The organism is Pseudomonas sp. HMSC066A08 (assembly GCF_001813025.1).
In the GTDB taxonomy this organism is placed as follows: Bacteria; Pseudomonadota; Gammaproteobacteria; order Pseudomonadales; family Pseudomonadaceae; genus Pseudomonas; species Pseudomonas aeruginosa.
Window position 1 is genome coordinate 27,609 of sequence record NZ_KV811300.1, and the last position, 26,639, is coordinate 54,247.

Annotated in this window: 16 protein-coding genes and 2 pseudogenes; 6 read left to right on the top strand and 12 right to left on the bottom strand. The window is 68.2% G+C overall.

What is annotated here, in order from left to right:
- The 3 genes from HMPREF2886_RS15995 to HMPREF2886_RS16005 all read left to right on the top strand — a co-directional run.
- Nucleotides 1-359 (top strand): ATP-binding cassette domain-containing protein (locus HMPREF2886_RS15995; protein ID WP_139147661.1); only part of this gene is annotated, 359 nt, incomplete at its 5' end.
- Nucleotides 360-504: 145 nt separating this feature from the next.
- Nucleotides 505-1,686 carry an aminotransferase class V-fold PLP-dependent enzyme gene (locus tag HMPREF2886_RS16000; RefSeq protein ID WP_033970813.1) on the top strand — a complete coding sequence of 394 codons (1,182 nt, stop codon included), beginning with the start codon at nt 505-507 and terminating at the stop codon, nt 1,684-1,686.
- A 202-nt stretch (nt 1,687-1,888) separates the two neighbouring features.
- A complete protein-coding gene (locus tag HMPREF2886_RS16005) occupies nt 1,889-3,112 on the top strand; it encodes a DUF2235 domain-containing protein (protein WP_022580914.1) in 1,224 nt (407 codons plus the stop codon).
- 19 nt (nt 3,113-3,131) lie between these two features.
- On the opposite strand, the gene HMPREF2886_RS16010 is transcribed toward HMPREF2886_RS16005, so the two are convergent.
- The 7 genes from HMPREF2886_RS16010 to HMPREF2886_RS16040 all read right to left on the bottom strand — a co-directional run bounded on the left by HMPREF2886_RS16010 (nt 3,132) and on the right by HMPREF2886_RS16040 (nt 13,210).
- Nucleotides 3,132-4,187, bottom strand: coding sequence for a copper resistance protein B (locus HMPREF2886_RS16010; RefSeq protein WP_033977844.1), 1,056 nt, complete (start codon nt 4,185-4,187; stop codon nt 3,132-3,134).
- Nucleotides 4,184-6,004 carry a copper resistance system multicopper oxidase gene (locus HMPREF2886_RS16015; RefSeq protein ID WP_033977846.1) on the bottom strand — a complete coding sequence of 607 codons (1,821 nt, stop codon included), beginning with the start codon at nt 6,002-6,004 and terminating at the stop codon, nt 4,184-4,186. The genes HMPREF2886_RS16010 and HMPREF2886_RS16015 overlap by 4 nt, the downstream gene beginning before the upstream one ends.
- A gap of 148 nt (nt 6,005-6,152) precedes the next feature.
- Complete coding sequence (locus HMPREF2886_RS16020) at nt 6,153-6,791, bottom strand: YdcF family protein (protein ID WP_033970817.1); 639 nt, start codon at nt 6,789-6,791, stop codon at nt 6,153-6,155.
- Nucleotides 6,788-7,456 (bottom strand): HAD family hydrolase, encoded by a 669-nt coding sequence (locus HMPREF2886_RS16025; protein ID WP_058173627.1) that lies wholly within the window; start codon nt 7,454-7,456, stop codon nt 6,788-6,790. The genes HMPREF2886_RS16020 and HMPREF2886_RS16025 overlap by 4 nt, the downstream gene beginning before the upstream one ends.
- 1 nt (nt 7,457) lies before the next feature.
- Nucleotides 7,458-8,621: an MFS transporter gene (locus HMPREF2886_RS16030; protein ID WP_033977850.1), complete on the bottom strand. Its 1,164-nt coding sequence runs from the start codon at nt 8,619-8,621 to the stop codon at nt 7,458-7,460.
- Between the two features lie 43 nt (nt 8,622-8,664).
- Nucleotides 8,665-10,389, bottom strand: a complete 1,725-nt coding sequence (locus tag HMPREF2886_RS16035; RefSeq protein WP_033970822.1) for a carbamoyltransferase family protein — start codon at nt 10,387-10,389, stop codon at nt 8,665-8,667.
- Nucleotides 10,390-10,567: 178 nt separating this feature from the next.
- Nucleotides 10,568-13,210, bottom strand: coding sequence for a TonB-dependent receptor (locus HMPREF2886_RS16040; RefSeq protein ID WP_033977852.1), 2,643 nt, complete (start codon nt 13,208-13,210; stop codon nt 10,568-10,570).
- Between the two features lie 275 nt (nt 13,211-13,485).
- Here HMPREF2886_RS16040 and fusA point away from each other — a divergent pair, with 275 nt between their 5' ends.
- The 3 genes and pseudogenes from fusA to HMPREF2886_RS33365 all read left to right on the top strand — a co-directional run.
- Nucleotides 13,486-15,594 (top strand): elongation factor G, encoded by a 2,109-nt coding sequence (fusA, locus tag HMPREF2886_RS16045; RefSeq protein WP_003118529.1) that lies wholly within the window; start codon nt 13,486-13,488, stop codon nt 15,592-15,594.
- A 171-nt stretch (nt 15,595-15,765) separates the two neighbouring features.
- Nucleotides 15,766-18,360, top strand: coding sequence for a bifunctional diguanylate cyclase/phosphodiesterase (locus HMPREF2886_RS16050; RefSeq protein WP_070747818.1), 2,595 nt, complete (start codon nt 15,766-15,768; stop codon nt 18,358-18,360).
- A 217-nt stretch (nt 18,361-18,577) separates the two neighbouring features.
- A pseudogene (locus HMPREF2886_RS33365) lies at nt 18,578-19,120 on the top strand (cytosine permease); the annotation flags it as partial.
- Here HMPREF2886_RS33365 and HMPREF2886_RS35015 read toward each other — a convergent pair.
- The 5 genes and pseudogenes from HMPREF2886_RS35015 to kynB form a co-directional block, all read right to left on the bottom strand.
- Nucleotides 19,016-20,893, bottom strand: a pseudogene (locus HMPREF2886_RS35015) (10S-dioxygenase); the annotation flags it as partial. The pseudogenes HMPREF2886_RS33365 and HMPREF2886_RS35015 overlap by 105 nt on opposite strands.
- Nucleotides 20,894-20,932: 39 nt before the next feature.
- On the bottom strand, nt 20,933-22,807 hold the full coding sequence (locus HMPREF2886_RS16060) for a (7S,10S)-hydroperoxide diol synthase (protein ID WP_033970836.1): 1,875 nt from the start codon (nt 22,805-22,807) through the stop codon (nt 20,933-20,935).
- Nucleotides 22,808-23,092: 285 nt separating this feature from the next.
- Nucleotides 23,093-24,499 (bottom strand): amino acid permease, encoded by a 1,407-nt coding sequence (locus HMPREF2886_RS16065; RefSeq protein WP_039026814.1) that lies wholly within the window; start codon nt 24,497-24,499, stop codon nt 23,093-23,095.
- Between the two features lie 155 nt (nt 24,500-24,654).
- Nucleotides 24,655-25,905 (bottom strand): kynureninase, encoded by a 1,251-nt coding sequence (gene kynU / locus HMPREF2886_RS16070; RefSeq protein ID WP_033970841.1) that lies wholly within the window; start codon nt 25,903-25,905, stop codon nt 24,655-24,657.
- A 3-nt stretch (nt 25,906-25,908) separates the two neighbouring features.
- Nucleotides 25,909-26,550 carry a kynurenine formamidase KynB gene (gene kynB, locus HMPREF2886_RS16075; RefSeq protein WP_033970843.1) on the bottom strand — a complete coding sequence of 214 codons (642 nt, stop codon included), beginning with the start codon at nt 26,548-26,550 and terminating at the stop codon, nt 25,909-25,911.
- Nucleotides 26,551-26,639 lie beyond the last annotated feature (89 nt).

The window sequence follows — 26,639 nt, forward strand, 5'->3', positions numbered from 1 at the left end:
CCGGCGGCCAGCGCCAGCGCATCGCCATCGCCCGCGCGCTGGTGCTGAAGCCGGCGCTGATCCTGCTCGACGAACCGACCTCGGCGCTCGACCGCAGCGTGCAGTGCCAGGTGGTCGAGCTGCTGCGTCGGTTGCAGCGTCGCCACGGGCTGAGCTACCTGTTCATCAGCCACGACCTGGCCGTGGTACGCGCCCTGGCCCATGACATCCTGGTGCTCAAGGACGGCCGGGTGGTGGAGCAGGGCAGCGCCGCTGCGCTGTTCAGCCAGCCGCGCCACCCCTATACCCGCGAGTTGCTCGGAGCGATACCGGCGCTGCGCCTGGAAGAGCACCTGCGGGTGGCCGGGCTGGGAATCTGAGGCGGGAAACCATGCTGACTCTAAGGATGTTCCGAAAGGTTCTTTCCAGACGCCCCGGCGCTTTTCTTAAGATCGGCCTGCGGGCCCGTCAGGGACAAGGAGCCATGTCGGCTTCCGGGTCCGTCCGATCGATTGGGGGAATGCGATGAGTTCGTTACCGTTGTACTTCGATTACGCCGCCACCACGCCCGTGGACGAGCGCGTGATCCGGGCCATGGTGGAGTGTCTCGGCTACCAGGCGTGTTTTGGCAATCCCGCGTCGAACTCCCATGCCTACGGCCGCCAGGCGCGGCGGGCAGTGGAGCGGGCCAGGGAGCAGGTGGCCGCGCTGGTCGGCGCCAGCGCCGGGCAGATCGTCTGGACTTCCGGCGCCACCGAATCCAACAACCTGGCCCTCAAGGGCGTGGCCCAGGCGCTGGACGCGCCCGGCCACCTGATCACCAGTCGCCTGGAGCACAAGGCGGTGCTGGACACCGTGCAGCAACTCGCCGCTGACGGCTGGAGCGTGACCTGGCTGGCGCCCGGCGCCGACGGCCTGATCCGGCCGGAACAGGTGGAGGCGGCCTGGCGCGCCGATACCCGCCTGGTGTCGCTGATGCGGGTCAACAACGAACTCGGCACCCTGACCGACATCGCCGCCATCGGCGAACGGGTGCGCGAGCGCGGCGCGCTGTTCCACGTCGACGCGGCGCAGGCCAGCGGCAAGGTGGCGATCGACCTGGGCCGCCTGGCGGTGGACCTGATGTCGTTCTCCGCACACAAGACCTACGGGCCCAAGGGCATCGGCGCGTTGTACGTCGGGCCGCGCGCCGAGCGGCGGCTGAAGGCGCAGATCCACGGCGGCGGACACGAGCAGGGCCTGCGTTCCGGGACCCTGGCGACCCACCAGATCGTCGGTATGGGCGAGGCCTTCGCCCTCGCCGGCGAGCTTTTCGAGGAGGAGGGCAGGCGCATCGCCGGACTCCAGCGGCGTCTGCTGGAGGGGCTGGCGCAGATCGACGGCTGGCGCCTGAACGGCAGCGCCGACGCACGCATCGCGCATACCCTGAACCTGACCTTCGACAACCCGGCTTTCGTCCCCCAGGCGCTGGAGTCCAGCCTGGCGGTGTCCAGCACCTCGGCCTGCAACTCGGCGCGGCCGGCGCCGTCCCACGTGCTTCTCGCCCTCGGCCACGACGCCGCCAGCGCTGGCCGCAGCGTGCGCCTGAGCCTCGGTCGCTACACCCGCGAGGCCGACGTCGACGCGGCGGTGGCCGCCCTCAAGGCCGCGGCGGATAGCGGCGCGCCGGCGTGGCAGCCGTTCCTCGGGGTATCCAGGGCAGGCTGAGCGGCCGGCTCGACCCGCCCTCGCCGAAGCCCGGGGCGGCGGATAACCGCGAAGCGGTTATCCGCCCTGCGGCTCCAGGGGCTTTTCGTCTTTGCCGCCGTTTCCCGGCAATGCGCGCTTGGCGGATCATCCAGGTTGGGTATCATGCGTCGCCATTCCCATCCACCGCCGACGGAAGTCAGGCTTTGCCTGCGTGAGCCCAATGGACGATCTCTCCCCCGATTCCGCCTTGCCGCCTGCCGGCAGTGCCCAGGACAACGACGCGCCGCGCCAGTTGGTGGTCTGCATCGACGGAACCTCGAACCGCTTCGGCGACCAGCCGACCAACGTGGTGCGCCTGTACCGCTCGCTGTCGCGCGATCCGCGCAGGGTGCTGGCCTACTACGACCAGGGCGTCGGCACCTTCGGCCTGAAGGAAACCCTGTTCGAGTGGCAGAAGTTTCCCTCGCGGATCGCCGGCCTGGCCTTCGGCTGGGGACTCAAGCGTAACGTCGAGGGCGCCTATCGCTTCCTCGCCGAGCACTACCGGCCCGGCGACCAGATATTCCTCTTCGGCTTTTCCCGCGGCGCCTATGCGGTGCGCGTGCTGGCCGCGATGCTGCGCGCGGTGGGCCTGATCGATGCGCACCAGCCGCACCTCTTCGACTACGCCTGGACCCTGCTCACCACCCGCATGCCGCCCCGCGACGAAGACAAGCGGGCCGGCACGCGTCGTCGCGGACCGGACTTCGGCCTGCTGGGACGCTTCCGCAAGGTCTTCGGCCGGCAGGTGAAGGTGCACTTCCTCGGCCTGTTCGACACCGTGACCTCGGTGGGCTGGGTCTACGACCCGCTGACCGTGCCCTATTCCTCGAACAACGAAATGGTCGACGTGGTCCGCCAGGCCCTGGCCATCGACGAATGCCGCTGCTTCTTCCGGCAGAACCTCTGGTTCGGCGAGAAGGACCGCAAGTCCGACGTGTTGCAGGTGTGGTTCCCCGGCATGCACTCCGATGTCGGCGGCGGCTATGCGCCGAAGGACTCGCGGCTGGCCCTGGTGGCCTTTACCTGGATGCTCGGCGAGGCACTGGAGGCCGGCCTGCATGTCGACCCGGCGCGCAGCCGCGACCAGTTGCGCGCGCGCTCGAAGCAGGGGCCGGACCCGACCGCGCCGATCCTGCCGGTGATGACCCGGCCCTGGCGCCTGGCCGAGTGGCTGCCGCTGCTGGTCTGGGACCGCCGCAGCGGCAACCGCGCCTGGCGCTGGTCGCGTGGCCGGCCGCGCTCGCGGCCGCTGGAACCGGTCGGGCAGGAAACCCGGGTCAAGCTGCACCGTTCGGTACAGCGGCGGCTGGACGAATGCCCCGACTACCGGCCGTGCAACCTGCCAGCGCTGGAACGCTGCGACCTCGTCGACGATTCGCCGTTGCTCGACGGCTACCGCTAGCGGCTGGCCGCGATCGCGTTCAGAACCACATGCGGATGCCGGCGACGAAGCGCGCCTCGTCGTCGTCCTCGCCCTCGGCGCGGGCCAGGTCGGCGCTGTTGCCGTAGGAGCGGTTCCAGGTCACTCCGATGTAGGGCGCGAACTCGCGACGGATCTCGTAGCGCAGGCGCAGGCCCAGCTCGCTGTCGGCAAGGCCCGAACCGATGCCGCGGGCGGGATCGTTCCTGCCGTACAGGTTGACCTCGGCGCTGGGCTGGAGGATCAGCCGGTTGGTCAACAGGATGTCGTACTCGCCCTCCAGGCGCAGCGCGCTCTGGCCGTTCTCGCCGAGGAAGGCGGTGACTTCCGCCTCGAAGTCGTAGAGCGCCAGGCCCTGCACGCCGAACGCCGCCCAGGTCTGCGGCGAGCCGGGCTTGAAATCCTGGCGCACGCCGGCGACCAGGTCCCACCAGGGACCGATGGCGTGCCCGAACAGCGCCTGGACCTCGGCGTCCTCGGTCTTGCCGTCGAGCCGTTCGCCTTCGCTGCGCAGCCACAGGCGGTTGATGTCGCCGCCGATCCAGCCGCTGGCGTCCCAGGCCAGCGCGCTGCCGTCGTCGGCGTCCTGGTATTCCAACTGGTCGAGCAGGAAGAAGCTGTTCAGCGCGCTGTCGTGCACCTTGTGCCCCTCCAGCGGCGGAAAGGCGGCACGGCGGTCGGCCTCGGTCGGCACCGGGATCGGCGTACGGCTCCGGCTGGGCGCGGCCTGCGCCGGAGGTTGCCGCGCAGCGTGGCTCATCCCCGGCATCCGGCCATGGTCCATTCCCTGGTGCTCCATGGGCTGTGCCGGGGCGGGCGATGCGGCGCCGTGGTCCATGCCCGGCATCCGGCCATGCCCCATCCCCTGGTGGTCCATGGGTTTCGCCGGGGCGGAGGTCCTCTGGCCGTGGTCCATGCCAGGCATCGCGCCGTGGTTCATGGCCGAGTGGTCCATGCCATTGTCCTGCGCGGCCTCGACGGGATTCGGCAGGCCCAGCAGCAGACCCAGGGCGAGGGCACCGCCGGCCAGGCGGGCGGGTTTCGGCTGGCGGCTCATGCGTTGTCTCCTTCGTCTACCCGCACTTCGCGGAACATGCCCATCTCCATGTGGAACAGCAGGTGGCAGTGGTAGGCCCAGCGTCCCAGGGCGTCGGCGGTGACCCGGTAGCTGCGGCGGGTGCCCGGCGGCATGTCGATGGTGTGCTTGCGCACCAGGAAGTTGCCTTGCTCGTCCTCCAGGTCGCTCCACATGCCGTGCAGGTGGATCGGGTGGGTCATCATGGTGTCGTTGACCAGGACGATCCGCAGGCGCTCGCCGTAGGTCAGGCGCAGCGGCTCGGCGTCGGAGAACTTGATGCCGTCGAAGGACCAGGCGAACTTCTCCATGTGCCCGGTCAGGTGCAGCTCGATGGTGCGCCCCGGCTCGCGGCCGTCCGGGTCGGCGAAGCGGCTGCGCAGGTCGGCGTAGGTCAGCACCCGCCGCCCGTTGTCGCGCAGGCCGAGGCCGGGGTCGGCGAGCTTCGGTGTCGGCGTCATGGTCTGCATGTCGACCAGCGGGTTGCCGTCTTCCGAAGCCGGATGGGACTGCATCGGCATGGCGCCCATGCCCATCCTGGAATGGTCCATGCCATTCATGTCCATGCCGGCCATCTTCGAATGGTCCATGCCATTCATGTCCATGCCCGACATCTTCGAATGGTCCATGCCGCTTGGGCGGCTCGTCGCCGCGCCATGTCCCATGGCGCCGTGGTCCATGCCGCCCATGCCCATGTCGTCCATGCCGATCAGCGGGCGCGGATCGGGCGGCGGCACCGGCGCGCTAAGCCCTTCGGCCAGCGCCAGGGTGCCGCGGGCATAGCCGCTGCGGTCCATGGACTGGGCGAAGAGGGTATAGGCGCGCTCGCCGCCCGGCTCGACGATCACGTCGTAGGTCTCGGCCACGGCGATGCGCAACTCGTCGACGCTGACCGGCTCGACGTGCTGTCCGTCGGCGGCCACCACGGTCATCTTCAGGCCGGGAATGCGGACGTCGAAATAGCTCATCGCCGAGGCGTTGACGAAGCGCAGGCGGAGTTTTTCGCCGGGGCGGAACAGGCCGGTCCAGTTGCCGTCCGGCGGCTGTCCGTTGAGCAGGTAGGTATAGGTGTAGCCGCTGACGTCGGCGAGATCGGTGGGACTCATCTTCATCTCGGCCCACATCTTGCGGTCGGCCAGGGTCGCGGCCCAGCCGTTGGCGCCGACGTCGTCGATGAAGTCGCCGACGGTGCGCTTGTGGAAATTGTAGTAGTCGGACTGCTTCTTCAGCTTGGCGAGGATGCGCTGCGGCTTCTCGTCCGACCAGTCGCTGAGCAGCACCACGTAGTCGCGGTCGTAGCTGAACGGTTCCGGCTCGCGGGCGTCGATCACCAGGGCGCCGTATACCCCGGCCTGCTCCTGTAGCCCCGAGTGGCTGTGGTACCAGTAGGTGCCGTTCTGCCGGACCTTGAAGCGGTATTCGTAGAGACCGCCGGGAGCGATGCCTTCGAAGCTGAGGCCCGGCACGCCATCCATGTTGGCCGGCAGGATGATGCCGTGCCAGTGGATCGAGGTGTCCTCGGCGAGGCGGTTGCGCACCCGCAGGGTCACGCTGTCGCCTTCGCGCCAGCGCAGGGTCGGGCCGGGCAGCGAACCGTTGATGGTCATGGCGGTGGCCGGCGAGCCGCTGAGGTTCACCGGGGTCTCGCCGATGAACAGGTCGAAACTGTCGCCGGCGAGCAGGTTCTGCTGGCCCGGCCCGGCCAGGGCCCAGGCCGGGGCGCGCCAGAGACCCAGTCCGCCGAGCAGACCGGTGGCGGCGAGGCCTTTGACGAAGGTGCGTCGCGAAGTTCTGTGCATCCGCTGGTTTCCACGCAGGTGGCAGGACGGACTGCGCGAGCCTGCGCAGCCGGGAGGTCGCGGCCCCGCCAGGGCGGTGCGGCGATGCGGACACCCTAGCGGCGCGCGCCTGTCGGCAAGCTGTGGGGAAGATTACAGTGCTGTCAGCTCAGCGCGGCGGGTTCACCAGGTGGCGGTCGAAACCGCGCGCCACCAGGCGTTCCCAGGCGTCCATGACCTGCGCCGGGATCGGGCAGGCGACCTGGAAGCCCAGCGCCGGGTAACGCATGATGCGGTCGAGGTCGCCGACCATCTCGTCGATCACCCCGAGTACGCCGACCAGGTTCGAGATGCCGTCGGGAAATGCGTAGTCGGGCGCATCCACATGTCCCTCCAGACCCGGCCAGCGGACCGGCAGGGTCAGCGCCACGCGGCGGATCGAGTTGGGCTTGGTGACGAAGGTCGCGCGGCGCAGGTCGGGGAACAGCTCGCGGGCGAAGGCGATGTTCTCGGCGAAGTTGGTCGCCCGCGGCTCGATCACGATGAGGCTGTCGCTTACCCCGCGCGCCCTGGCGTGGCGGGCGAACAGCTCGGCTTCCGGCTCGACCCAGAGATGGCGCGTCCAGTGCCCGGTGTTGCCGGTGAACAGCAGGCGTTCGGCGAGGCCGCGCTCGAGCAGTTCGCAGGCGTGGTCGCAGACCCGCAGGTCGTAGGAGCCGCATACCACCAGCAGTTCGCAGGGCACATGGCAGCGGCCGTGGCCGAGGAAGTCCCAGAGCAGCCGGGCATCTTGCAGGGTCGGGCTCATGGGACGCCAACGCTCCTCTCGCTGCCGGTCGTGGCGGGGTACCGATGCTGGCAGTACAGCCGGTCGTCTTCGCGGACGATCCGCAGCTCGCGGAAATCCCGGACCGACCAGTGCGCGCCGGCGGCGAGCAGGCCGCTCTCCTCGCCGATCGCCACGCAGGTCGCGCCGGCGGCGCAGGCGGCCTGCACGCCGCTGAGGGAGTCTTCGAACACCAGGCAGCGCGCCGGTGCCACGCCGAGCCTGGCCGCGGCCAGGCGGTAGCCATCCGGAGCCGGCTTGCCATGGACCACGTCGTCGCGGCTGACCAGGGTGCGGAACGCCGCCTGCAGGTCGTGCTGGCGCAGCACGTGGTCGATGCGTGCCGGCCAACTGCTGGTGACCAGCGCCAAGGGCACGTCCAGCCAACGCAACTGGCGGATCACCGCGGCGACGCCGGGCAGCAGGGGACAGTCGGCGCCTTCCTCCAGCGCATCGACCCGTTGCTTGAGGATCCGCCGGCGCTCCGTCGGCAGGTGGCCGAACAGATAGTCCAGGGTGTAGCCGCCCGGGCGACCGTGCACGTGGTCGCGCAGGCAGTCCGGGCCGAGCGCCACGCCCTGTTCGCCGGCGACCCGGCTCCAGGCCGCGGCGATGGCTTCGCGGGAGCTGATCAGGACGCCGTCCATGTCAAACAGAACGGCTGAAAACGCTAGTCGATGCATCTCGGGCACTCTGTAGGGCAAGCCAGACCAGGACAGCGCCGCCGAGGGCGAACAGCGCCATGATCAGATAGGACCACTGCGGCAGGCCTTCGTACAGCCAGCCGGCGGCCGGACTGGCGAGGCCCATGGGCAGCGCTACCGCCAGAGAGTAGTAGATCCCCTGGGTCAGTACCCGCGCGCTTTCCGGCGCGTGGTCGCGGATGTAGCGCATCACCGCGGCGTGATAGGCGGCGAAGCTGAGGGCGTGCAGGCACTGGCCGAGGAGGATCGCGGCGAGATGTTCGCTGCCGGCCAGCAGGCCCCAGCGCAGCGCCGCGCAAAGGCTGGAGAAGAGCATCACCTGGAGCGCCGGGTGGCGGTCCAGGATGCGGTTGGAGACGGCGAAGAAGCTGATCTCGGCGATCACCGCCAGGCCCCAGAAGGCGCCGACCGAGAACGACGAGTAGCCCAGCGCCTGCCAGCCCAGCGAGGCGGTGGTGAAGTACAGCGAGTGGCTCAGTTGGATCATTCCCGCCGCGGCGATGGCCAGCAGCAGGGGACGTTGCCGGAGGATCGCGCGCAGGTCGGGACGGCGCCTGGCGCCCGGCAGCGGCGAGTCCGGACGGCGCAGGTTGCGGCGACGGAGGAACAGGCAAGCCAGCGCGGTGAGCAGCATGGTCAGGCCGACCAGGGCGGGCACCAGTTGCTGGCCGAAACGACCGAGCAGCAGGCCGCCCAGGGTCGCGGTGAGGATGAAGGCCAGCGAACCGACTGCGCGTACCCGCCCGTAGTTCTGCAGGGCGGCCTTGTCGCGCTTGAGCAGGTAGGATTCGGTGAGCGGCAGCACGCTGGTCCAGAACGCGCCGTAGAGCACGCTCAGGGCGATGAACAGCGGCAGCCCCTCGGCCAGTTGGAACAGCAGGGCGCAGGCGCCGGCCAGGGCCGCCAGCAGGGTCGCCAGGCGCAACTGGTCGATGCGCCAGTCGGCCACGTAGGTCAGTGCCACCCCGGCGATCACCTGCGGCCAGTAGGCCGCGGCGATCAACAGGCCGATCTGGCTGGCGCCGAAGCCCAGGCTGGCCAGCCAGGTCGGCCAGAACGGATAGATCAGCCCCTCGGCGGCGAAGTAGCCGGAAAAGATCAGGTACATGCCGGTTCCCGCGTCGCCGTGCCGCTCCGCTGCGGTCTGCGCCTCACTCGAAGCGCGCCCTGGCGAAGGCGTTCTCGCCCTTGCGCCAGACCAGCAGGGACTCGCCCAGCACCACCAGGTCGACCATGCCGTCCTCCAGCGCGCCGAGGGCGTCCTGCGGGGCGCAGACGATCGGTTCCTCGTGGCGGTTGAAGGAGGTGTTGATCAGCGCCGGCTGGCCGCTGCGGGCATGCCAGGCATGCAGCAGGGCGTGCATGAACGGATCGGCCTGCGGTCGGATGATCTGCGGCCGCGCGGTGCCGTCGACATGCACCACTGCCGGGCAGCGCTCGCGGAAATCCGCATGGCAGTCGTAGGTCATGGTCATGTAGTCGGCCGCCACCTGGTCTTCACGCCAGCCAACGTAGCAAGCCTCGGCGTGTTCTACCGCGGTGACCGGGGCGAACGGCATGAACTCGGTGCGTTCCATGCGCTGGTTGAGCCAGTCGTTGGCGCTGGCATCGCCGGGATGGTAGACGATGCTGCGGTTGCACAAGGCGCGCGGACCGAACTCCATGCGGCCCTTGAACATGCCCAGCACCTGGTTTTCCCGCAGCGCTTCGACCAGCGTCTCGATCAGGTTGGCCGGCCGGCTGTAGGCCAGCTGCGGGTACTGGCTGGCGATCAGCTCGGCATTCTGTGCGGCGCTGCGCGCGTCCGGTCCGAGGGCCATGCTCGGCGCCGGGAAGCGCGTACCGTTCTCGCGATAGGCCACCGCCACCGCCGCGGCCAGGGCCAGGCCGCCGTCGCCCATGCAGGGCAGCACGTAGACATCGCGGACCCCGGGGATCTCGCGCAGGCGCTGGTTCAGCTTGACGTTGCCGAATACCCCGCCGGCCAGGCACAGGTTGGCACAGCCGGTGCGCGCCACGTGCTCGCGGGCGATGGCCACCAGCAGGTCTTCGGAGTGCCGTTGCGCGGCGGCGGCGACATCCGCCGGGCGTTCCGCCGCGCAGCGTTGCAGCAGCGGATCGCTGTAGCCGTCGTAGGAGGGCAGGTACAGTTCGCCACAGCGGGCGCGCAGGCGGCCGTTCTCCAGGCGGATCATGTCGTTCATCAGCGGCAGCAGCTTTTCCGCGTCGCCGAACGCCGCCAGGCCGGTGATCTTTCCTTCGTGGCGGTTCGGCTTGAAGCCGAGCAGGCGGGTGATGCGCCCGTAGAAGTAGCCCAGGCTGTCGACGCTGGTCTCGCGTTGCAGGACCGTCTCGCCGCCGTCGGCGCGGTAGTGGGTGACGGTGAGCGACTGGAAGTCGCCGCGGCCGTCGCAGGTGAGGGTCAGCGCCTCGTCGAACGGCGAGCAGACGAACGCGCCGAGGGCGTGGCATTCGTGATGGTCGATGTACTCGACCTTGCCGCGCAGGCCGTTGGCGCGGACGAAGGCATCGAATTCGCCACGCTTGGCCTTGTCGTTGGCCATCTCGTCGGCGATCCGCTTGCGCAGGTGCGGCAGGCCTTCGGGACGCTCGCGGGCTTCCTCGAGGACCCGGTCCAGGTAGAGGTCGAGGTGCCGCCCGGCGTCGAACCCGGCGTTCCAGCCGTAGGCGATGCGGTCGATGTCGGCCAGGTCGATGCCGGCCTCGCCGAGCACATAGTCGATGGAGCGGCTCGGCCAGGCCTTGTGGTCCTTCTGGCGGGTGAAGCGTTCCTCGCTGGCGGCGGCAACGATCCGGCCGTCGCGCACCAGGCAGGCGCCGGCCAGGTCGTTGTTGGTGATCCCGAGAATGATCATGCGGTGTCCTCTTGCGCGAACGGGTGGGGGCGAGAGGCGTAATAGGTTGCATGGCACCGCGGGCCCAACAACCTGCCAGATCTGGTCGCCTGCGAAATCTGGCAGGGCTACCGGATCTGGCAGCTGGACAGCCGTCGACGGGCTTGCCGGCCATGCCGGCCGGGCGCCCGCGCCGGCATCAGAAGCTGTAGCTGAGGCGGCCGAACAGGATGCGTCCGTAGGGATCGGTGTAGCGCGGGTCGTAGCCGCTCTGGAAGGTGTAGGTCTGGTTGCTGAACGGCGGTTCGCGGTCGAACAGGTTCTTCACCCCGAGGGTCAGCCCCAGCGCGTGGCTGAGGCGGTAGCTGCCGGCCAGGTCCCAGAGGTTCCACGAGCCGACCTTGCCGTGGCTGGCGCGGTCGTAGTCGTTGTAGCCGCTGGTGTAGCGGTTGCTCAGGGTGGCCTGCCAGGCGTCGCGGCTCCAGGTGGCGCTGGCGACATGCTTCCAGCGGGCGATCACGCCGACGCCCTGGAAGTCGCCGACATTGTCCAGGTACTGGCCGCCGATCTGCTGCTGGAAGTCGTAGCGGGACACGTAGGTGCCTTGCAGGTCGAGCCCGAACTGCCCGTAGCGGCTGGCCGGGAAACGATAGTCGAGGCTCAGGTCGACGCCGCTGGTCTTTACCTTGCCGAGGTTGGCCAGTCCGGTGACGACGTGATCGATCGAGCCGTCGGCCTTGCGCACGATGCGTCCGGCGTAGGCCTGCGGGTCGGCGAAGATCGCCGCTTCGGGAAACTCGGCGATCTGGTTGGCGATCCTGATCCACCAGAAGTCCAGGCCGACGGAAAGGTCGCGCAGCGGCTGGTAGACCAGGCCCAGGGTAACGTTGCGCGCGGTTTCCGGTCGCAGGTCGGTATTGCCGCCGGTGGCGTTGTAGAACTGCTGGGCGCAGTCGCGGTTGGCGATGCCGCCCTGGCTCGGCTGGCCGCCGGCGCACAGGCGCGGGTCGTCGTAGTTGGCGCTGGTATAGGTGGTGAAGGTCGGGTTGTACAGTTCGTACAGAGACGGCGCGCGGAAACCTTCGCTGTAGGCGCCGCGCAGGACCAGCTGGCGGAACGGCTGGAAGCGGAACGAATATTTCGGGTTGCTGGTGCTGCCGAAGTCGCTGTACTTGTCGTGGCGGATCGCTGCGCTGAGTTCCAGGCTGTCCAGCACCGGCACGTTGAGTTCGGCGTACTGCGCCTTCAGGTTGCGCTCGCCGCTGACCGTGGCGGCGGGATCGACGCCGAGGCTCTGCACGTTGCCGGCGAAGTCCTGGATGTCCTGGTGGAACGCTTCCTTGCGGAACTCGCCGCCCAGCGCCAGGGCCGCCGGCCCGGCGCCGAACCAGTCGCCGATCTCCCGGCTGGCGCGGGCGTCCAGGCCCTTGACGCGGCCGACCGAGGTACGGAAGTCGCCGCTCAGGGCATGGCTGCCGAGGTAGGCGAGGCCGGCGTCGGTCTGCGGCCCGAACGGGTTCAGCGTCCCGTTGGCGATGCCGAGGGCGGCGGCGCGATCATCGACGTAGCCGCTGTGGATATGGTCGACCACCTTGTTCTGGTTGTACGAGGCGCCGATATCGTAGTCCCAGCCGGCGAACTGGCCGTCGAAGCCGAGCAGCAGGCGCTGGCCGGTGTTCTGCGAGGATTGCAGGCGCGGCCCGAGCACGCTCTGCCGCCAGTTGACCGCCACCGGCCGGCTCGGGTCGAGGGCGAAGCCGCCGGGACCGGGAGTGATGCCGTTGCCGGGATAGAAGGCGGTGCCGGGATCGATCTGCAGGCCGGTGAGGGTCCCTGGGCCGACCTGGGTAGCGTTGTCGTTGCGCGACCAGAAGTACTCCAGGCTGACGTTGTGCTCGTCGGCCAGCTTGCCGGTGGCGCGGCTGAACACCGAGGTCTTCTCGGTTTCCGGCACCAGGTCGAGGTAGCGCCACAGGCTCTGCCGGCAGATGCCGTTGCGCGGGATCAGGTCGGCGCCCTTGCAACCACCGGCGGCCAGCGGATTGCTGGCGTTGGCGCCCTGGCTCCAGTTGCCGGGGAAGGCGGTGCCGGAGCTGTAGTCGAGGCCGCGTCCCGGCTGGTAGTTGTAGGTGTAGCCGCGGTCCTTGGCGCCGAGGCGCTCCTGCTTGTCGTAATTGGCCACCGCGAAGACATTGAAGCGATCCTCCTCCAGCTCGCCGAAGCCCCAGCTAGCGCTGACGTTGCGCTGGTTGCCGCCGCCGTCGCGGGTGGGGGAGGCGTAGCCGCCGTCGAAGCGGCCTTCGTTCAGGCTCTTGCGGGTGATGAAGTTGATCACCCCGCCGATGGCATCGGTGCCGTAAAGCGCGGAGGCGCCGTCGCGCAGCACCTCGACCCGGTCGATGGCGGCGAAGGGAATGGTGTTGAGATCCACCGCGGAGCCGTCGATGGCATTGTTCGCCAGGCGCCGGCCGTTGAGCAGCACCAGGGTCTTGTTCGCGCCGATCCCGCGCAGGTCGGCGAACGAGGCGCCGCCGGTGGCGCTGCCGACCGAGCGACTGGAGTTGTATACGCCCTGGTTGCCGGAAAGCCGGCCGATGAGCTCTTCGGTGCTGGTCACACCCTGTTGGCGCAGCTCCTCGGCGCGCAGGACGCTGATCGGCACCGCGGTTTCCGCATCGACCCGGCGGATCGCGCTGCCGGTCACCTCGATCCGTTGCAACTGGACCGTGGGCGGGTCGACAGGCGCTTGTTCCTCCGCCGTGGCGGCGCTGCCGGGAGCGAGCTGCAGGGCCAGCAGCAGGGCGGCGCCCAGCGGCGCGTCGGTGTGGAGCGATCGGTGCATGGTCGGGGCATCCCTTGTTCCGGTGTGTCCAGGGATGTCCGTCGAGCCGGGGGATTTTCCAGGGTCGGCTTAGACCTTTGCGCCATGAGTTTATGTCCGCTGGGAAGAAGCCATGCCGTCGCGCCTTTCGTCGGCGGGCCGGAGCGGCAGAACCAGTACCCTCCGCCGAGGTCGAAAAGCAGGCGTCGCGGCGCTGCTGCGGCGTCCTTTCTTCAGCTACATTTTTCTTTCAGCAGTCGTTCCCATCATCCAGGGCAGCACCCAAGGGGCAGATCATGGCTCGCACCACTCCCATCGAGCTTTATCGCAACATCGGCATCGTCGCCCACGTCGACGCCGGCAAGACCACGACGACCGAGCGGATCCTCTTCTATACCGGCGTCAACCACAAGATGGGCGAGGTCCATGACGGCGCGGCGACCATGGACTGGATGGTCCAGGAGCAGGAGCGCGGCATCACCATCACCTCGGCGGCGACCACGGCCTTCTGGCAGGGCTCGACCAAGCAGTTCCCGCACCGCTATCGCTTCAACATCATCGACACTCCCGGCCACGTCGACTTCACCATCGAGGTGGAGCGCTCGCTGCGCGTGCTCGATGGCGCGGTGGTGGTGTTCAGCGGCGCCGACGGAGTCGAGCCACAGTCCGAGACGGTCTGGCGCCAGGCCAACAAGTACCATGTGCCGCGCCTGGCGTACGTGAACAAGATGGACCGCCAGGGTGCCGATTTCCTCCGTGTGGTCGCGCAGATCAAGCAACGCCTGGGCCATGTCCCGGTGCCGATCCAGCTGGCGATCGGCGCGGAGGAGAACTTCAGCGGGCAGATCGACCTGGTGAAGATGAAGGCCATCTACTGGAACGATGCCGACCAGGGCACCAGCTACCGCGAGGAGGAGATCCCGGCGGAGCTGCGGGCGCTGGCCGAGGAGTGGCGGGCGCACATGGTCGAGGCCGCCGCCGAGGCCAACGACGAACTGATGAACAAGTATCTGGAAGGCGAGGAACTGAGCATCGAGGAGATCAAGGCCGGGCTGCGCCAGCGGACCCTGGCCAACCAGATCGTACCGGCGGTGCTCGGCTCCTCGTTCAAGAACAAGGGCGTGCCGCTGGTGCTCGACGCGGTGATCGACTATCTCCCGGCTCCGTCGGAAATCCCGGCGATCAGGGGCACCGACCCGGACGACGAAGAGAAGCACGACGAGCGCCATGCGGACGACGACGAGCCGTTCTCGGCGCTGGCGTTCAAGATCGCCACCGACCCCTTCGTCGGCACCCTGACCTTCGCCCGTGTGTATTCCGGGGTGCTGACTTCCGGCGACGCGGTGCTCAACTCGGTGAAAGGCAAGAAGGAGCGGGTCGGGCGGATGGTGCAGATGCACGCCAACCAGCGCGACGAGATCAAGGAAGTGCGGGCCGGCGACATCGCCGCGCTGATCGGCATGAAGGACGTGACCACCGGCGACACCCTGTGCGCCATCGACAAGCCGATCATCCTCGAACGGATGGACTTCCCCGATCCGGTGATCTCGGTGGCGGTGGAACCGAAGACCAAGGCCGACCAGGAGAAGATGGGCATCGCCCTGAGCAAGCTAGCCCAGGAAGACCCGTCGTTCCGCGTGAAGACCGACGAGGAGACCGCGCAAACCATCATTTCCGGGATGGGCGAGTTGCACCTGGACATCATCGTCGACCGCATGCGCCGCGAGTTCGGCGTCGAAGCCAATATCGGCAAGCCGCAGGTGGCCTATCGCGAGACCATCCGCAACACCTGCGAGATCGAGGGCAAGTTCGTCCGCCAGTCCGGCGGCCGCGGCCAGTTCGGCCATTGCTGGATCCGCTTCGCTCCGGCCGACGAGGGGCAGGAAGGCCTGGAGTTCCACAACGAGGTGGTCGGCGGGGTGATTCCCCGCGAGTTCATCCCGGCGATCCAGAAGGGCATCGAGGACCAGATGCAGAACGGCGTGCTCGCCGGCTACCCGCTGATCGGCCTGAAGGCGACGGTGTACGACGGCTCCTACCATGACGTCGACTCCAGCGAGATGGCGTTCAAGATCGCCGCCTCGATGGCCACCAAGCAACTCTCGCAGAAGGGCGGAGCGGTGCTCCTGGAGCCGGTGATGAAGGTCGAAGTGGTGACCCCGGAGGACTACATGGGCGACGTGATGGGCGACCTCAACCGCCGGCGTGGCCTGATCCAGGGCATGGAGGATACCCCGGCGGGCAAGGTGATCCGTGCCGAGGTCCCGCTGGGCGAAATGTTCGGCTATGCCACCGACGTGCGCTCGATGTCCCAGGGGCGCGCGAGCTACTCGATGGAGTTCGTCCGCTATGCCGAGGTACCGGCCAGCGTGGCCGAGGCGATCGTCGCCAGGCAGGGCCGCTGAGAGCCGCCGCGCGCCGCCGAGGCCAGCGGCGGCGCGCGCCTTTCCGGGAGAGGCAGCCGCATCTTCGGCGCCGATGCGCTTGCCAAGCGCGGTCTTTGACGCCCCCTGGATGCTTAACTATAAGACAGTGACCAAGGCCCGCACTTATACGGTCACAAGGATGGCGAATCGATGCTTGCTTCAGCGATTGCCAGCGGTACCGCAGTCTCCCAGGTCTCCAAGCATCTCCTAATGTTCCTGGCCGCCCTTTTCCTCGCCCTCGGTGCATGCGGCTGGGCGATCCTGCACATCGCCAGGCACCAGGACGACATCGCCATCGAGCAGAGCCATTTCTATGTAGAAAAGGCGCTGCAAAATCGTCGGGAAAATTCCGAGCAGTTCTCCACCACCTATTCCTTCTGGACCGACGCCTACGTCTATCTGGGAAGCCGGATCGACGTGGACTGGGCCTTCACCAAGAACAACCTCGGCTCGGTGCTTTACACCACCAACGGCTACGACGGCGTCTTCGTCATCGACGACCGTGGCACTCGCTACGCCATGCTCGAGGGCGAGCTTTCCGAACGCTCGCTGGCCGACTTGCTGAACGCCGACACCGGGGACATCCTCCGCTCCGCACGCCGTGCCGCGGTGGACGAAGCGGCGATCAGCCGCTACGTCGACTTCGACGGCGCACCGGCGATCCTGGTCGCCTCGGCGATCAAGCCCACCAGCGATCATGCGCCCATCGACCTGGCCAAGGCCTCGGTACTGGCCTTCGTCGACCGACTGACCCCGGAAAAGCTGGCCAAGCTCGGTGGCGACTACGGCATTGCCAACCTGCACCTGCTGGCCGGCGGTGCGGCGGGCGACAAGGATAGCCTCGCCCTGGAAGGCACTCCCCATCGCCTGGCCTGGGTGTCGTCGCGTCCGGGTAGCGCCATGCTGCGGGAGACCGCGTTGCCGCTGCTGGGAATCTTCGTGCTCGCCGCCGGGCTGCTGTTCTGGCTGAGCCGCAGCGCCGTGCTCAACGCTCGCGCGGTGGATCGCCAGCAGAAGGTCCTGAAACGCAGCAACCAGGCCCTGCTGGCCAGCGAGGAGCGTTTCAAGTCGATAGCCGAGGCGGCCTCGGACTGGATCTGGGAAGTCGACGGGCATTGCGTCTTCACCTATCTCTCCGTGCGCTTCCGCGACGTCACCGGCTACCAGCCGGAGGCCTGGATCGGGCGGCGGCTGGACGAGTTGCTGGATAGCGATACGGTGAACATCGTCAAGTGGCTGGAAGGACTGCCCGACGCCGGTGCGCCGTCCAGCCTGGTCTGCGCTTTCCGCGACAGCCAGGGCCAGGCGCGGATCGGCAAGCTGAGCGCCAGCGCGATCCGCAACGGCGTCGCCAGCGGCTATCGCGGCACGGCGGCCGACATCACCGACGAAGTCGAAGCCCATGCGAAGATCCAGCATTTGTCCCTGCACGATGCCCTGACCGGCCTGCCGAACCGCAACAAGCTGTTCCAGTTCCTCGAACGCCTGCTGGCGGAAAAGGCTGGCAAGTCGCCGCTAGCGGTACTGATGCTCGACCTCGACCGCTTCAAGCCGATCAACGACCAGCACGGCCATCCGGCAGGCGACGCGGTGCTCTACGCCATCGCCGAACGGCTGCGCGCCTCGACCCGCGACCAGGACATGGTTGCCCGGCTCGGCGGCGACGAGTTCGTGGTGGTCAGTACCCACGTGTCGTCGAAGCTGGAAATCGAGAAGTTCTGTAGCCGGCTGATCGAAGTGATCAACCGCGAGATCGCCTACGAAGGGCACAGCTTCCATGTCGGCGCCAGCATCGGCGTGGCCCTGGCGCCGGAGCACGGCGGCGACCCGCGCGGCCTGCTGCGTTGCGCCGACGTGGCGATGTACGAGGCCAAGGCCGCGGGGCGCAATACCTGGCGTTTCTACCTGGAAGCGATGGACTCCCATCTCGCCGAGAAGAAGCAGCGCGAGACCGAATTGCGCGCCGCCTTGCAGAACGGCGAGTTCGAGTTGTACTACCAGCCGCGCTTCCTGGCGCAGGAGCAGACGATCGCCTCGGCGGAGGCGCTGATCCGCTGGAACCATCCGCGCCGCGGACTGATCGGCCCGGACGAGTTCATCGGCCTGGCGGAAGAAAGCGACCTGATCGTGCAGATCGGCAACTGGGTGCTGCGCGAGGCCTGCGCCACCGCCGCCACCTGGCCAGGCGAGGTGATGGTCTCGGTGAACGTGTCGCCGGCGCAGTTCATGACCGGCGATATCGTCTGGCAGGTGCGCGAGGCGCTGCGCCTGGCCCGCCTGGATGCCCGCCGGCTGGAGCTGGAGGTCACCGAGAACGTCATGCTCAACGATGTCGACGGCGCGCTGCGGACCATGACGGCCCTCAAGGAACTGGGCGTCCGCCTCAACATGGACGATTTCGGTACCGGCTATTCCTCGCTCGGCTACCTGCGCACCTATCCCTTCGACAGCATCAAGATCGACAAGCGCTTCGTCGCCAGCATGGAGAAGACCGGGCGCGACCGTTCGATCGTGCAGGCCATCATCAATCTCGGCAACGCCCTGAACCTGCGGGTCACCGCCGAGGGCGTGGAGACCGAAGGGCAGATGCATATCCTGCGCGACGAGCAATGCCACGAATTGCAAGGGTTCCTGCTCAGCCGGCCACTGGATGCGCGGCGCCTGCGCGATCTGCTGGAGCACGAGACGGGGCAGACCCAGGCGCCACAGGTTTCCGCCGAAGGCCATGCTGCGCGCCGGCCTTGAGTGGGCGTCAGAAGGGAGCACGCGGTGCCTCGGCGGCCCTCGGTCCAGCGAACGCCCTGCGTATGGTTCAGAAAATGCTGAACTGATTATTTGACCTGACTGATTCCCTTCCCGTCTTCGCTTGCCGACACTCCGTCCTTCCCATGGCCTTGTGCCAGGGCCGCCGGCCGGAATGCCTGCTTCCGGCGAGCGATAACAAGAATGACGAGGAAGCCACATGAGCAATAACAACGAGGCGTCACGCCCGAAGATCGAAGTGCGTTCGATCGATTACGTTCCCCGCCACGAGCGTCACGGCAAGGTCTGGCACCAGGCGCCGTTCTGGTTCACCGGCAATTTCGTACTCACCACCATGGTCACCGGCTTCACCGGGCCGGCCCTCGGCCTGGGGGCGCTGTACTCGATCCTGGCGATCGTCCTCGGCGTCTGCTTCGGCACCTTCTTCATGGCCTTCCATGCCAACCAGGGCCCGCGCATGGGCTTGCCGCAGATGATCCAGTCGCGTGCCCAGTTCGGCCTGCGCGGGGCCATCGTGCCGTTCGCCGCGGTGGTCTTCGTCTATATCGGCTTCAACGTGTTCAACGTGATCCTCGCCACCGACGCGATCAACACCGTGCTGCCGGGACACCGCGCACCCTGGTACGTCCTGCTGATCGGCGCGGCGCTGCTGCTCGTTGAACTGCGCGTTGCCGTAGTCGTGGCCGCCATTGGCGTTGCCCGGCTTGCCGCTGTCGAAGAGGAAGCGGTTGTCGCCGCCGGCGTCGGTGATGTAGCCGACGTTGACCGGGTCGAACTCGACGCTGCCGGTATAGAAGGTCCGCGGCCGCAGGTCCGGCGGCAGCAGCAGGTCGTAGAGGGTCGCCACCGAGCCGTTGTGCAGGTAGGGCGGGCTGGCCCAGATACCGTTCAGCGGGCGCGCCTTGTAGGCCATCAGGTCGCTGGTCATCGCCAGGCACTGCTCCAGGCGCCGGGCCTTGTCGCTGCCGGCCGTGACGTTTTCGGCCAGGAGCAGGGCGCCTGGCGCGTCCGCGGCGGTCGCTTCGGCGCTGCCGGCGTCGGGGCTGTCCGGGACCGGACTGATCAGCGGCGGCAACTGCCCGTCGAAGATGCCCAGGGCGGCGGTCTGGAAGGCACCCAGGGCGATGCTCAGGCCGCGCGCGGCCAGGGCCTGGACCACCACTTCCTGGAGCACGTCCACCGCATAGGCCTGCTTGCCGTAGAAACCGCGCTGGCCGGTGCCGACGAAGGACAGGTAGGGCTTGCCGCGCACGTAGCCGGTCTTCAGTTGGGCGATGCTGTTGCAGGCGGTCCACGGGTCGGTACCGATCGGCGCGACCTCGCCACGCGCCTGCAGGTGGGTGAGCACGGTCTTCACCGGGGTCTGCAGGTCGTTGCGGTCCAGCGGCGTGTGGCAGCTGGCGCAATGTTGCCGGTACAGCTCGCGGCCCTCGGCGACCCTGGTCGGCTCCGGGGCGCCGAACAGCGGGTTCGGCCAGGCCGGCGGTTTCAACTGGCCGAGCTGGTCTTCGATGCGGATCAGGTTGTCGACGTTGATGCTCGACGGGTAGCCGATGTGCAGCGCCGACTGGATCGGGCTGAGCACCTTGACGTCGGCGAATACCCCGACCGCCTCGCCGGCGTTGCGCGCCAGGGCGCCGACGTCGAACTTGCGGTTGTCGATGTCGACCACGTTGATGTGGTTCGGGTTGAAGCCGGTCCACTGCACGCGGTCCAGCTGCGGTACGTTCCACAGGAACGGATAGCTCACGGGGGCGTCCTCGGCGCCGTAGATCTGCTCGTCGGCATGCAGTTCGTAGCCCACCGAGTTGAAGATCGAACCGATGGCGTCCAGGCGGCCCGGGCCGAACTCGGGATCGTGCGGCAGGTTGAAGTGCGAGCCGTCGCGCAGGCGCACGAGGGTGGCGTCCAGGGCGGCCTGCAGGCGTGCCTTGTTGGCGTCGTTGTAGCCGCTGACCAGGCCATCGGCGCCGAGCACCTTGCGGGCGAAGCGCTCGAACTTGGCGGTGTCTGCGCGGGTGCTCTGCAGGGCGCCGAGGATCTCCAGCTGGAAGCCGGCGAGGTCGCCCATGGTCTGCCCGCCGTAGACGGTCAACTGGGTGCCCTGGTAGCTGATGTGCGAGGTGTGGCACATGCTGCAGGTCGGTCCGACCCAGGGTTCCCTGGAGCCCTGCAGGGCTTTCCAGCGCAGCTTGGTGAAGGTCAGGTCGCTGTCGTCGCTGCGGTCGACCGCGTAGCCCTGCACCACCTTCACGCCGGAGCCGCCGAGGGTGTGCGGGACATAGCCGTACTGGCGGATCAGCGCGTCGGACATCAGCGGTTCTTCGCTGGCGCGCTGCTCCAGCGCCACCAGCCAGGCCAGCGGCAGCATCCGCGAGCCCTGGCCGGCTTCCAGCCAGGCGGTCTTCTGGGTCTGGTTCCAGCCCTGGTCGAGGTCGACGCCGCTGTCGTCGGCGAATGCCGGGGCGCCGGCGAGGACGGAAAGGATGGCAAGGCTGAGTCGCGATAGGGGCATCGGGCGGTTCTCTCTATTGGGCATGTGTGCGGGGCCGGCTCACAGGGTCTTGAGGTATTCGAGCAGCGCCAGGCGCTGGCTTTCGTCGTAATTGCGGGCGAAATCGTGGCCGGCGTTGGAGTTGCCTTCCAGGTGGGTGTCGAAGAGGAAGGCGTTGTCCGGGCCGGGCGCGGTGAGGTAACCGACCCGGCTCGGATCGAACTCGTGGCTGCCGGTGTAGAAGGTGGCCGGCCGTTGCTCCTGGGGCAGCAGCAGGTCGTACAGCGACGGCACCGAACCGTTGTGCAGGTAGGGTGCGGTGGCCCAGATGCCGTTCAGCGGGCGAGCGATGTAGCCGAGGAATGGATGCTCGGTATTCAGGCAGTAGTCCTTGCGCGCACTCTTGTCGGTGGGGGCTTCGCCGGCGGCGAGGCTCTGCGCCTGGCTGTCGGCCGGGCCGGCGCCGGCCAGCAGCAATTGTCCGGCGGGCACCGCTTGCAGGCTGTCGGAGCCGGGCAGGGTCTGCTGCCCGGTGACGATGGCGTGGATGATCTCGGCGATGCCGTCGGCCAGTTGGCCTTTCTTGCCGAGCATGATCTGGAACACCTCGGGAACCTGCATGTCGGCGATCTTCGAAGTCCGCCCGACGATGCCGACGCCGCTGGGGGTGCCGAGGGACGGCCGGAACAGGCCGAAGTAGTTGCCGCTGGGGCTGCTGAAGGTGAAGGTGTTGCAGGCCATCCACGGGTCGGTGCCGATCGGCGCGTCGTCGCCATGGGCCTTCAGGCGCACCTGGCGGACCTTGATCGGGGTTTGCAGGTCGTCGCGGCCGATGCTCGCATGGCAGGCCGCGCAGTTCTCCTCGTAGAGGCGCTTGCCCTGGGCCAGCCTGGCGCTGTCCGGGGCGCCGAACAGCTGGCTCGGCCAGGCCGGCGCCTTGAGCTTGTGGATCAGGCCCTCGACACGGGTCAGGTTGTCCACGCGGATGCTCGATATATAGCCCTCCAGGCCGGACAGCGGATGGCTGACCACGTCGCCGTAGTCGCCCTGGACCACGCCGATGTCGCCGGCCAGGTAGCCGAGGTCGAAGACCTGGCCGTTGAGGTCGAGGACCTTGACGTTGGGCACGAATCCGCTGGATTGCAGCTTGTCCATCTGCAACGTGTGCCACAGCGCCGGGAAGCTGGTCGGCGCGTCGGTCGGGTTCGCTTGCAGATGGCGGGTGCCGGAGTTGATTGCCGCGCGGTTGAGTGACTGGCCGGTGGCGTCGAGGCGCCCCGGGCCGGGCTGCAGGTCGGTCGCGGACATGCTCAGCAGGGTGTCGATCAGCGCCGCTCGCTTGACCAGGGCGGCCTTCAGCAGGTCGCGGTTGGCCGGGCTGTCCTCGCTGCCGAGGACGTTGCCGGCGAAGCGCGCGAACTTGTCGCCGTCGTCGCTGGTGCGGCGCAGCGCGGCGAGCACTTCGTCGAAGATCGCCTGGACGTTGGCCAGGGTGGCGCCGGCGTCGACGGTCAGTTCGCTGCCGCGGTAACTGATGTCGGTGGAGTGGCAGCCGGCGCAATTCAGCCCGACCCAGGGTTCGCTGGACGACTGGCGTGCCTTCCAGCGCAGGCGGGTATCGGAGAACAGGCTGTCGTCCTGCTGGTCGAGGGCGAAGCCGCGCGGCAGGCGCAGTTCGCCGCCTTGCCAGTTGCGCAGGGGAAAGCCGAGGCGCCGGGCGTTGTCTTCGGAGAACAGGCGTTCCTCGCTGTCCGGACGTTCCAGCGCCTGGGCCCAGGCCAGCGGCAGCAGCCGCGAACCGAGCGAGGCGTCGTACCAGGAGGCGCGCTGCTCGGCGTTCCAGCCTTGCTCGAGCTGGATTTCGGTGGCGACGGCAGGGTTGCCGGCGGTGGCCAGTGCGGCGGCCAGCAGGACCCGCGAAAAGGTCGGATGCATCGTGTTCCCCTCATGGCTGACGACGTCTGCGTCCCCACAGGGCAGAGCGATGCAGTGCGCTCGATGGCTGGGCGTGCCGCCACTTCGTCCCTGACGGGAGCGCGCCGGCCGCGGCGCGCCGCGAGCCGGAACGTCCGGTTGGGCACTACGCTACGGAGTCGCGGCGGCCTGCGGGTAATGCTTTTTGTGCGACGGAAAAGGTATGGGAAACGGAACCGCCCGGTCCGGAAAGGGCGCGCCGGTCGGGCTTCGCCGTGCGCGCCAGGTTCGCAGGGCGGAGAGCGCCTAGGGCGTTGCCCGCTCTATCGGACAATCCCTGCCGGGCTTGCGGACGAAGACCAGGTAGAGTGCGCTGAGCAGCGCGAGGAACGGCACGCCGAAGACCAGGGTCATGCGGAACGCCTCGGTGAAGAAGGTGGTGACCAGGATCGCCGCCATCAGCGCCAGGCCGAGCAATGTCGACCAGGGCGCCAGGCGCATGCGGAAGGCCAGCGGCGCGGCGCCATGGCGGGCGCGGTGGCGGCGGAAGCAGAGGTGGGTGAAGAAGATCATCAGCCAGGTGAAGAGGGCGCCGAACATCGACACCGCCATCATCAGGGTGAACGACTGCTCCGGATAGACCAGGTTGAGCAGGGTCGCCAGGGCGATACCGACGCTCGACAGCAGCAGCGCGTTCAGCGGCACGCCCTGGCGGCTCAGTTCGCCGAGGCCCTTCGGCGCGTGGCCCGCGCGCGACAGGCTGAACATCATCCGGGTGGTGATGTAGAGCTGGCTGTTCATCGCCGACAGCGCGGCCACCAGCACCACGAAGTTCATCACCCCGGTGGCGCCGGGCAGGCCGATCGCCTGCATCACCGTGACGAACGGGCTCTGGCTCTGCCCGGCCTGGTCCCAGGGGACGATGGCGAGCATCAGCGCCAGGGTCAGCAGGTAGAACACCACCAGGCGCAGGATGGTCGAGCGAAACGCCGACTTCACCGCCTGTTCCGGGTGCTCGGCCTCGGCGGCGGCGACCGCGATCATCTCCACGCTGAGATAACTGAAGATCGACACCACCACGGCGATCCACATGCCTTTCAGGCCGTGCGGGAAGAAGCCGCCGTGGGCGCTGTAGTTGTGCACGCCGTAGGCCGGGTTGGCGGAGCCGAACACCAGGTAGGCGCCGAGCAGGATGAAGGCGACGATGGCGGCGATCTTCAGTGTCGAGAAGCAGTATTCGAAGTTGCCGAAGGCTTTCACGCTGCTGGCATTCAGGCCGATCAGCAGGGTCGAGAAGGAGATGATCCAGACCCATTCCGGGATAGCGGCGAACCAGTACTTCATGTACATGGCTACCGCCGTGACCTCGGTGCCCACCGCCAGGACGATGGCCGCCCAGTAGGCGTAGCGCACCAGGAACCCGGCCAGCGGGCCGACGTAGTGCTCGGCGAAGGCGCCGAACGAGCCGGGGGTGGCATGGGCCACGGTCATTTCCGCCAGGCAGCCCATCAGCAGCAGGGTGATCAGCGCGCCGATGGCATAGCTGAGCAGGACGCTGGGACCGGCGAAACCGATGGCGAAGGCGCTGCCCATGAACAGGCCGGTGCCGATGGCGCCGCCGATGGCGATCATGCTCATCTGCGCGGCCGAGAGCCGCCGTTGCAGGCCCTGTTCGCGGCGCGAGATGGCCTCGAAGCCCTGGGGGTCGTTCATCTGGATGTCCTCTGGAATCTTATTGGGGTTCTTATGAATTGCCGAGGGAACGTCGGTGGCGATGTGCGGGTGCCGGTCGCGGCCTCCTGTGCGCGAGAGCGGTGGGTGCTCGCGGGCCGCCCCGGGAATACCGGCGCGGCCCGCGCGGGGGGGACTCAGGTCACCTTGTGCCGGACCTGGTAGCGCGGCTCTTTCCAGGCTTCGCCCTGGAGGATTTCCAGCAACGCCTGCACCGCATCCCAGACCTCGACGAAGCGGGTGTAGAGCGGGGTGAAGCCGAAGCGCAGGATGCCCGGCTCGCGGTAGTCGCCGATTACCCCGCGGTCGATCAGAGCCTGGACGATGGCGTAGCCCTGGGCATGCTCGAAGCTGACATGGCTGCCGCGCCGGGCATGCTCGCGCGGGGTCACCAGGGTCAGGCCGAAGCGTTCGCAACGGCTTTCCACCAATTCGATGAACAGGTCGGCGAGGGCCAGCGACTTGTCGCGCAGGCGCTGCATGTCGGTCCGGGCGAAGATATCCAGGCCGCATTCGACCAGGGCCAGCGAGGTGATCGGCTGGGTGCCGCAGAGGAACCGGGTGATGCCTTCGCCGGGCTGGTAGCGCGGCTCCATGGCGAACTGGCGGGAATGACCGAACCAGCCGGACAGCGGTTGCCAGACGCGCTCGCGCAGGCGCGGCGCGACCCACACGTAGGCCGGCGAGCCGGGGCCGCCGTTGAGGTACTTGTAGGTGCAGCCGATGGCGTAGTCGGCGTCGGCCGCGTGCAGGTCCAGCGGCAGCGCGCCGGCCGAGTGGGCCAGGTCCCAGATCGCCAGGGCGCCGTTTTCGTGGACCAGGCGGGTGACCTCGCGCATGTCGTGCAGGTAGCCGGTCTTGTAGTTGACATGGCTGAGCATCACCACCGCGGTATCCGCGTCGATCGCCGCCGGCAATTGGTCCGGGTCATCCACCAGGCGTAGCCGGTAGCCGCGCTGGAGCATGTCGGTAAGACCCTCGGCGATGTACAGATCGGTGGGGAAGTTGCTCGATTCGGAAACGATCACCTTGCGCCCTGGCGCTTCTTCCTCCTGGATCCGCAGGGCGGCGCTGAGCACCTTGAACAGGTTGATCGATGTGGTGTCGGTGATCACCACTTCGCCGGCGCGCGCGCCGATCAGGGGCGCCAGCTTGTCGCCGAGGCGCTCCGGCAGGCCGCGCCAGTCGGCGCTGTTCCAGCTGCGGATGAGCCCCTCGCCCCATTCCGCGGCGACCACTTCGGCGGCGCGCTCCACGGCGGCCCGGGGGCGGGCGCCGAGGGAGTTGCCGTCGAGGTAGATCACGCCGTCGGGCAGGGCGAACAGTTGGCGCAGGTCGGCCAGGGGATCGCCGGCGTCGAGCGCCAGGCAGTCGTCACGAGTGGTCATCGGTTACTCCGCGGTTGGCAGGGCGCGCAGCACGGCACGCACCGGGCTGGCATCGAGATGGGTGAATTTCAGCGGCAGGGCGAGCAGTTCGTAGTCGCCGGCGGGCACGTCGTCGAGAACCACGCCTTCGAGAATCGCCATGCCGTGGCGGCCCACCGCGTGGTGGGCGTCGAGGGTCTTGGAGTGCTGGGGGTCGAGCGACGGGGTGTCGATGCCGACCAGCCTGACGCCGCGCGCGGCGAGGCACTCGATGGTGACCGGAGCGATAGCGCAGAAGCCTTCCGGCCAGTTCGCCGGGACCCGTTCGAAGGTCCGCAGCAGCACCCGCGAGGGCAGGTCGTCGAGCTGGCCGGCGAGGTGTTCGGGGGTCACCAGCGGGTTAGCGCCGATGCAGTGGATCACCCGGCACGGTCCCATGTAGACGTCCAGCGGCACCTGGCCGATGGGCAGGCCGTCGGCGCGGTAGTGCAGCGGGCCGTCGACGTGGGCGCCGGTATGCGGCGAAAGGGTGATCCGGCCGACGTTGACCGGACACTGCTCGTCCAGCCGCGCCGCCCATTCCTGCTGGAACGGCGTGTCGCCGGGCCAGGTCGGCGTGCTCGGGTCGAGGGCGGGACTGATGTCCCAGTAGCGGAGCGAAGTCATTGTTTTTCTCCGGAAATCCAGCGAATGATAATGAACGAGATTTCGGAGAATTTTCGTGCGAAATGCAAGGTCGCATGGCAATCTATTCG

What these genes read in the sequence shown, in the direction of transcription:
- HMPREF2886_RS16020 (WP_033970817.1), bottom strand. Translation starts at nt 6,791, where the DNA reads ATGAGCCCGACCCTGCAAGATGCCCGGCTGCTCTGGGACTTCCTCGGC.
- kynB (WP_033970843.1), bottom strand. Translation starts at nt 26,550, where the DNA reads ATGACTTCGCTCCGCTACTGGGACATCAGTCCCGCCCTCGACCCGAGC.
- HMPREF2886_RS16010 (WP_033977844.1), bottom strand. Translation starts at nt 4,187, where the DNA reads ATGAGCCGCCAGCCGAAACCCGCCCGCCTGGCCGGCGGTGCCCTCGCC.
- HMPREF2886_RS16005 (WP_022580914.1), top strand. Translation starts at nt 1,889, where the DNA reads ATGGACGATCTCTCCCCCGATTCCGCCTTGCCGCCTGCCGGCAGTGCC.
- HMPREF2886_RS16040 (WP_033977852.1), bottom strand. Translation starts at nt 13,210, where the DNA reads ATGCACCGATCGCTCCACACCGACGCGCCGCTGGGCGCCGCCCTGCTG.
- HMPREF2886_RS16025 (WP_058173627.1), bottom strand. Translation starts at nt 7,456, where the DNA reads ATGGACGGCGTCCTGATCAGCTCCCGCGAAGCCATCGCCGCGGCCTGG.
- HMPREF2886_RS16060 (WP_033970836.1), bottom strand. Translation starts at nt 22,807, where the DNA reads ATGCATCCGACCTTTTCGCGGGTCCTGCTGGCCGCCGCACTGGCCACC.
- kynU (WP_033970841.1), bottom strand. Translation starts at nt 25,905, where the DNA reads ATGACCACTCGTGACGACTGCCTGGCGCTCGACGCCGGCGATCCCCTG.
- HMPREF2886_RS16000 (WP_033970813.1), top strand. Translation starts at nt 505, where the DNA reads ATGAGTTCGTTACCGTTGTACTTCGATTACGCCGCCACCACGCCCGTG.
- HMPREF2886_RS16030 (WP_033977850.1), bottom strand. Translation starts at nt 8,621, where the DNA reads ATGTACCTGATCTTTTCCGGCTACTTCGCCGCCGAGGGGCTGATCTAT.
- HMPREF2886_RS16065 (WP_039026814.1), bottom strand. Translation starts at nt 24,499, where the DNA reads ATGAACGACCCCCAGGGCTTCGAGGCCATCTCGCGCCGCGAACAGGGC.
- fusA (WP_003118529.1), top strand. Translation starts at nt 13,486, where the DNA reads ATGGCTCGCACCACTCCCATCGAGCTTTATCGCAACATCGGCATCGTC.
- HMPREF2886_RS16035 (WP_033970822.1), bottom strand. Translation starts at nt 10,389, where the DNA reads ATGATCATTCTCGGGATCACCAACAACGACCTGGCCGGCGCCTGCCTG.
- HMPREF2886_RS16015 (WP_033977846.1), bottom strand. Translation starts at nt 6,004, where the DNA reads ATGCACAGAACTTCGCGACGCACCTTCGTCAAAGGCCTCGCCGCCACC.
- HMPREF2886_RS16050 (WP_070747818.1), top strand. Translation starts at nt 15,766, where the DNA reads ATGCTTGCTTCAGCGATTGCCAGCGGTACCGCAGTCTCCCAGGTCTCC.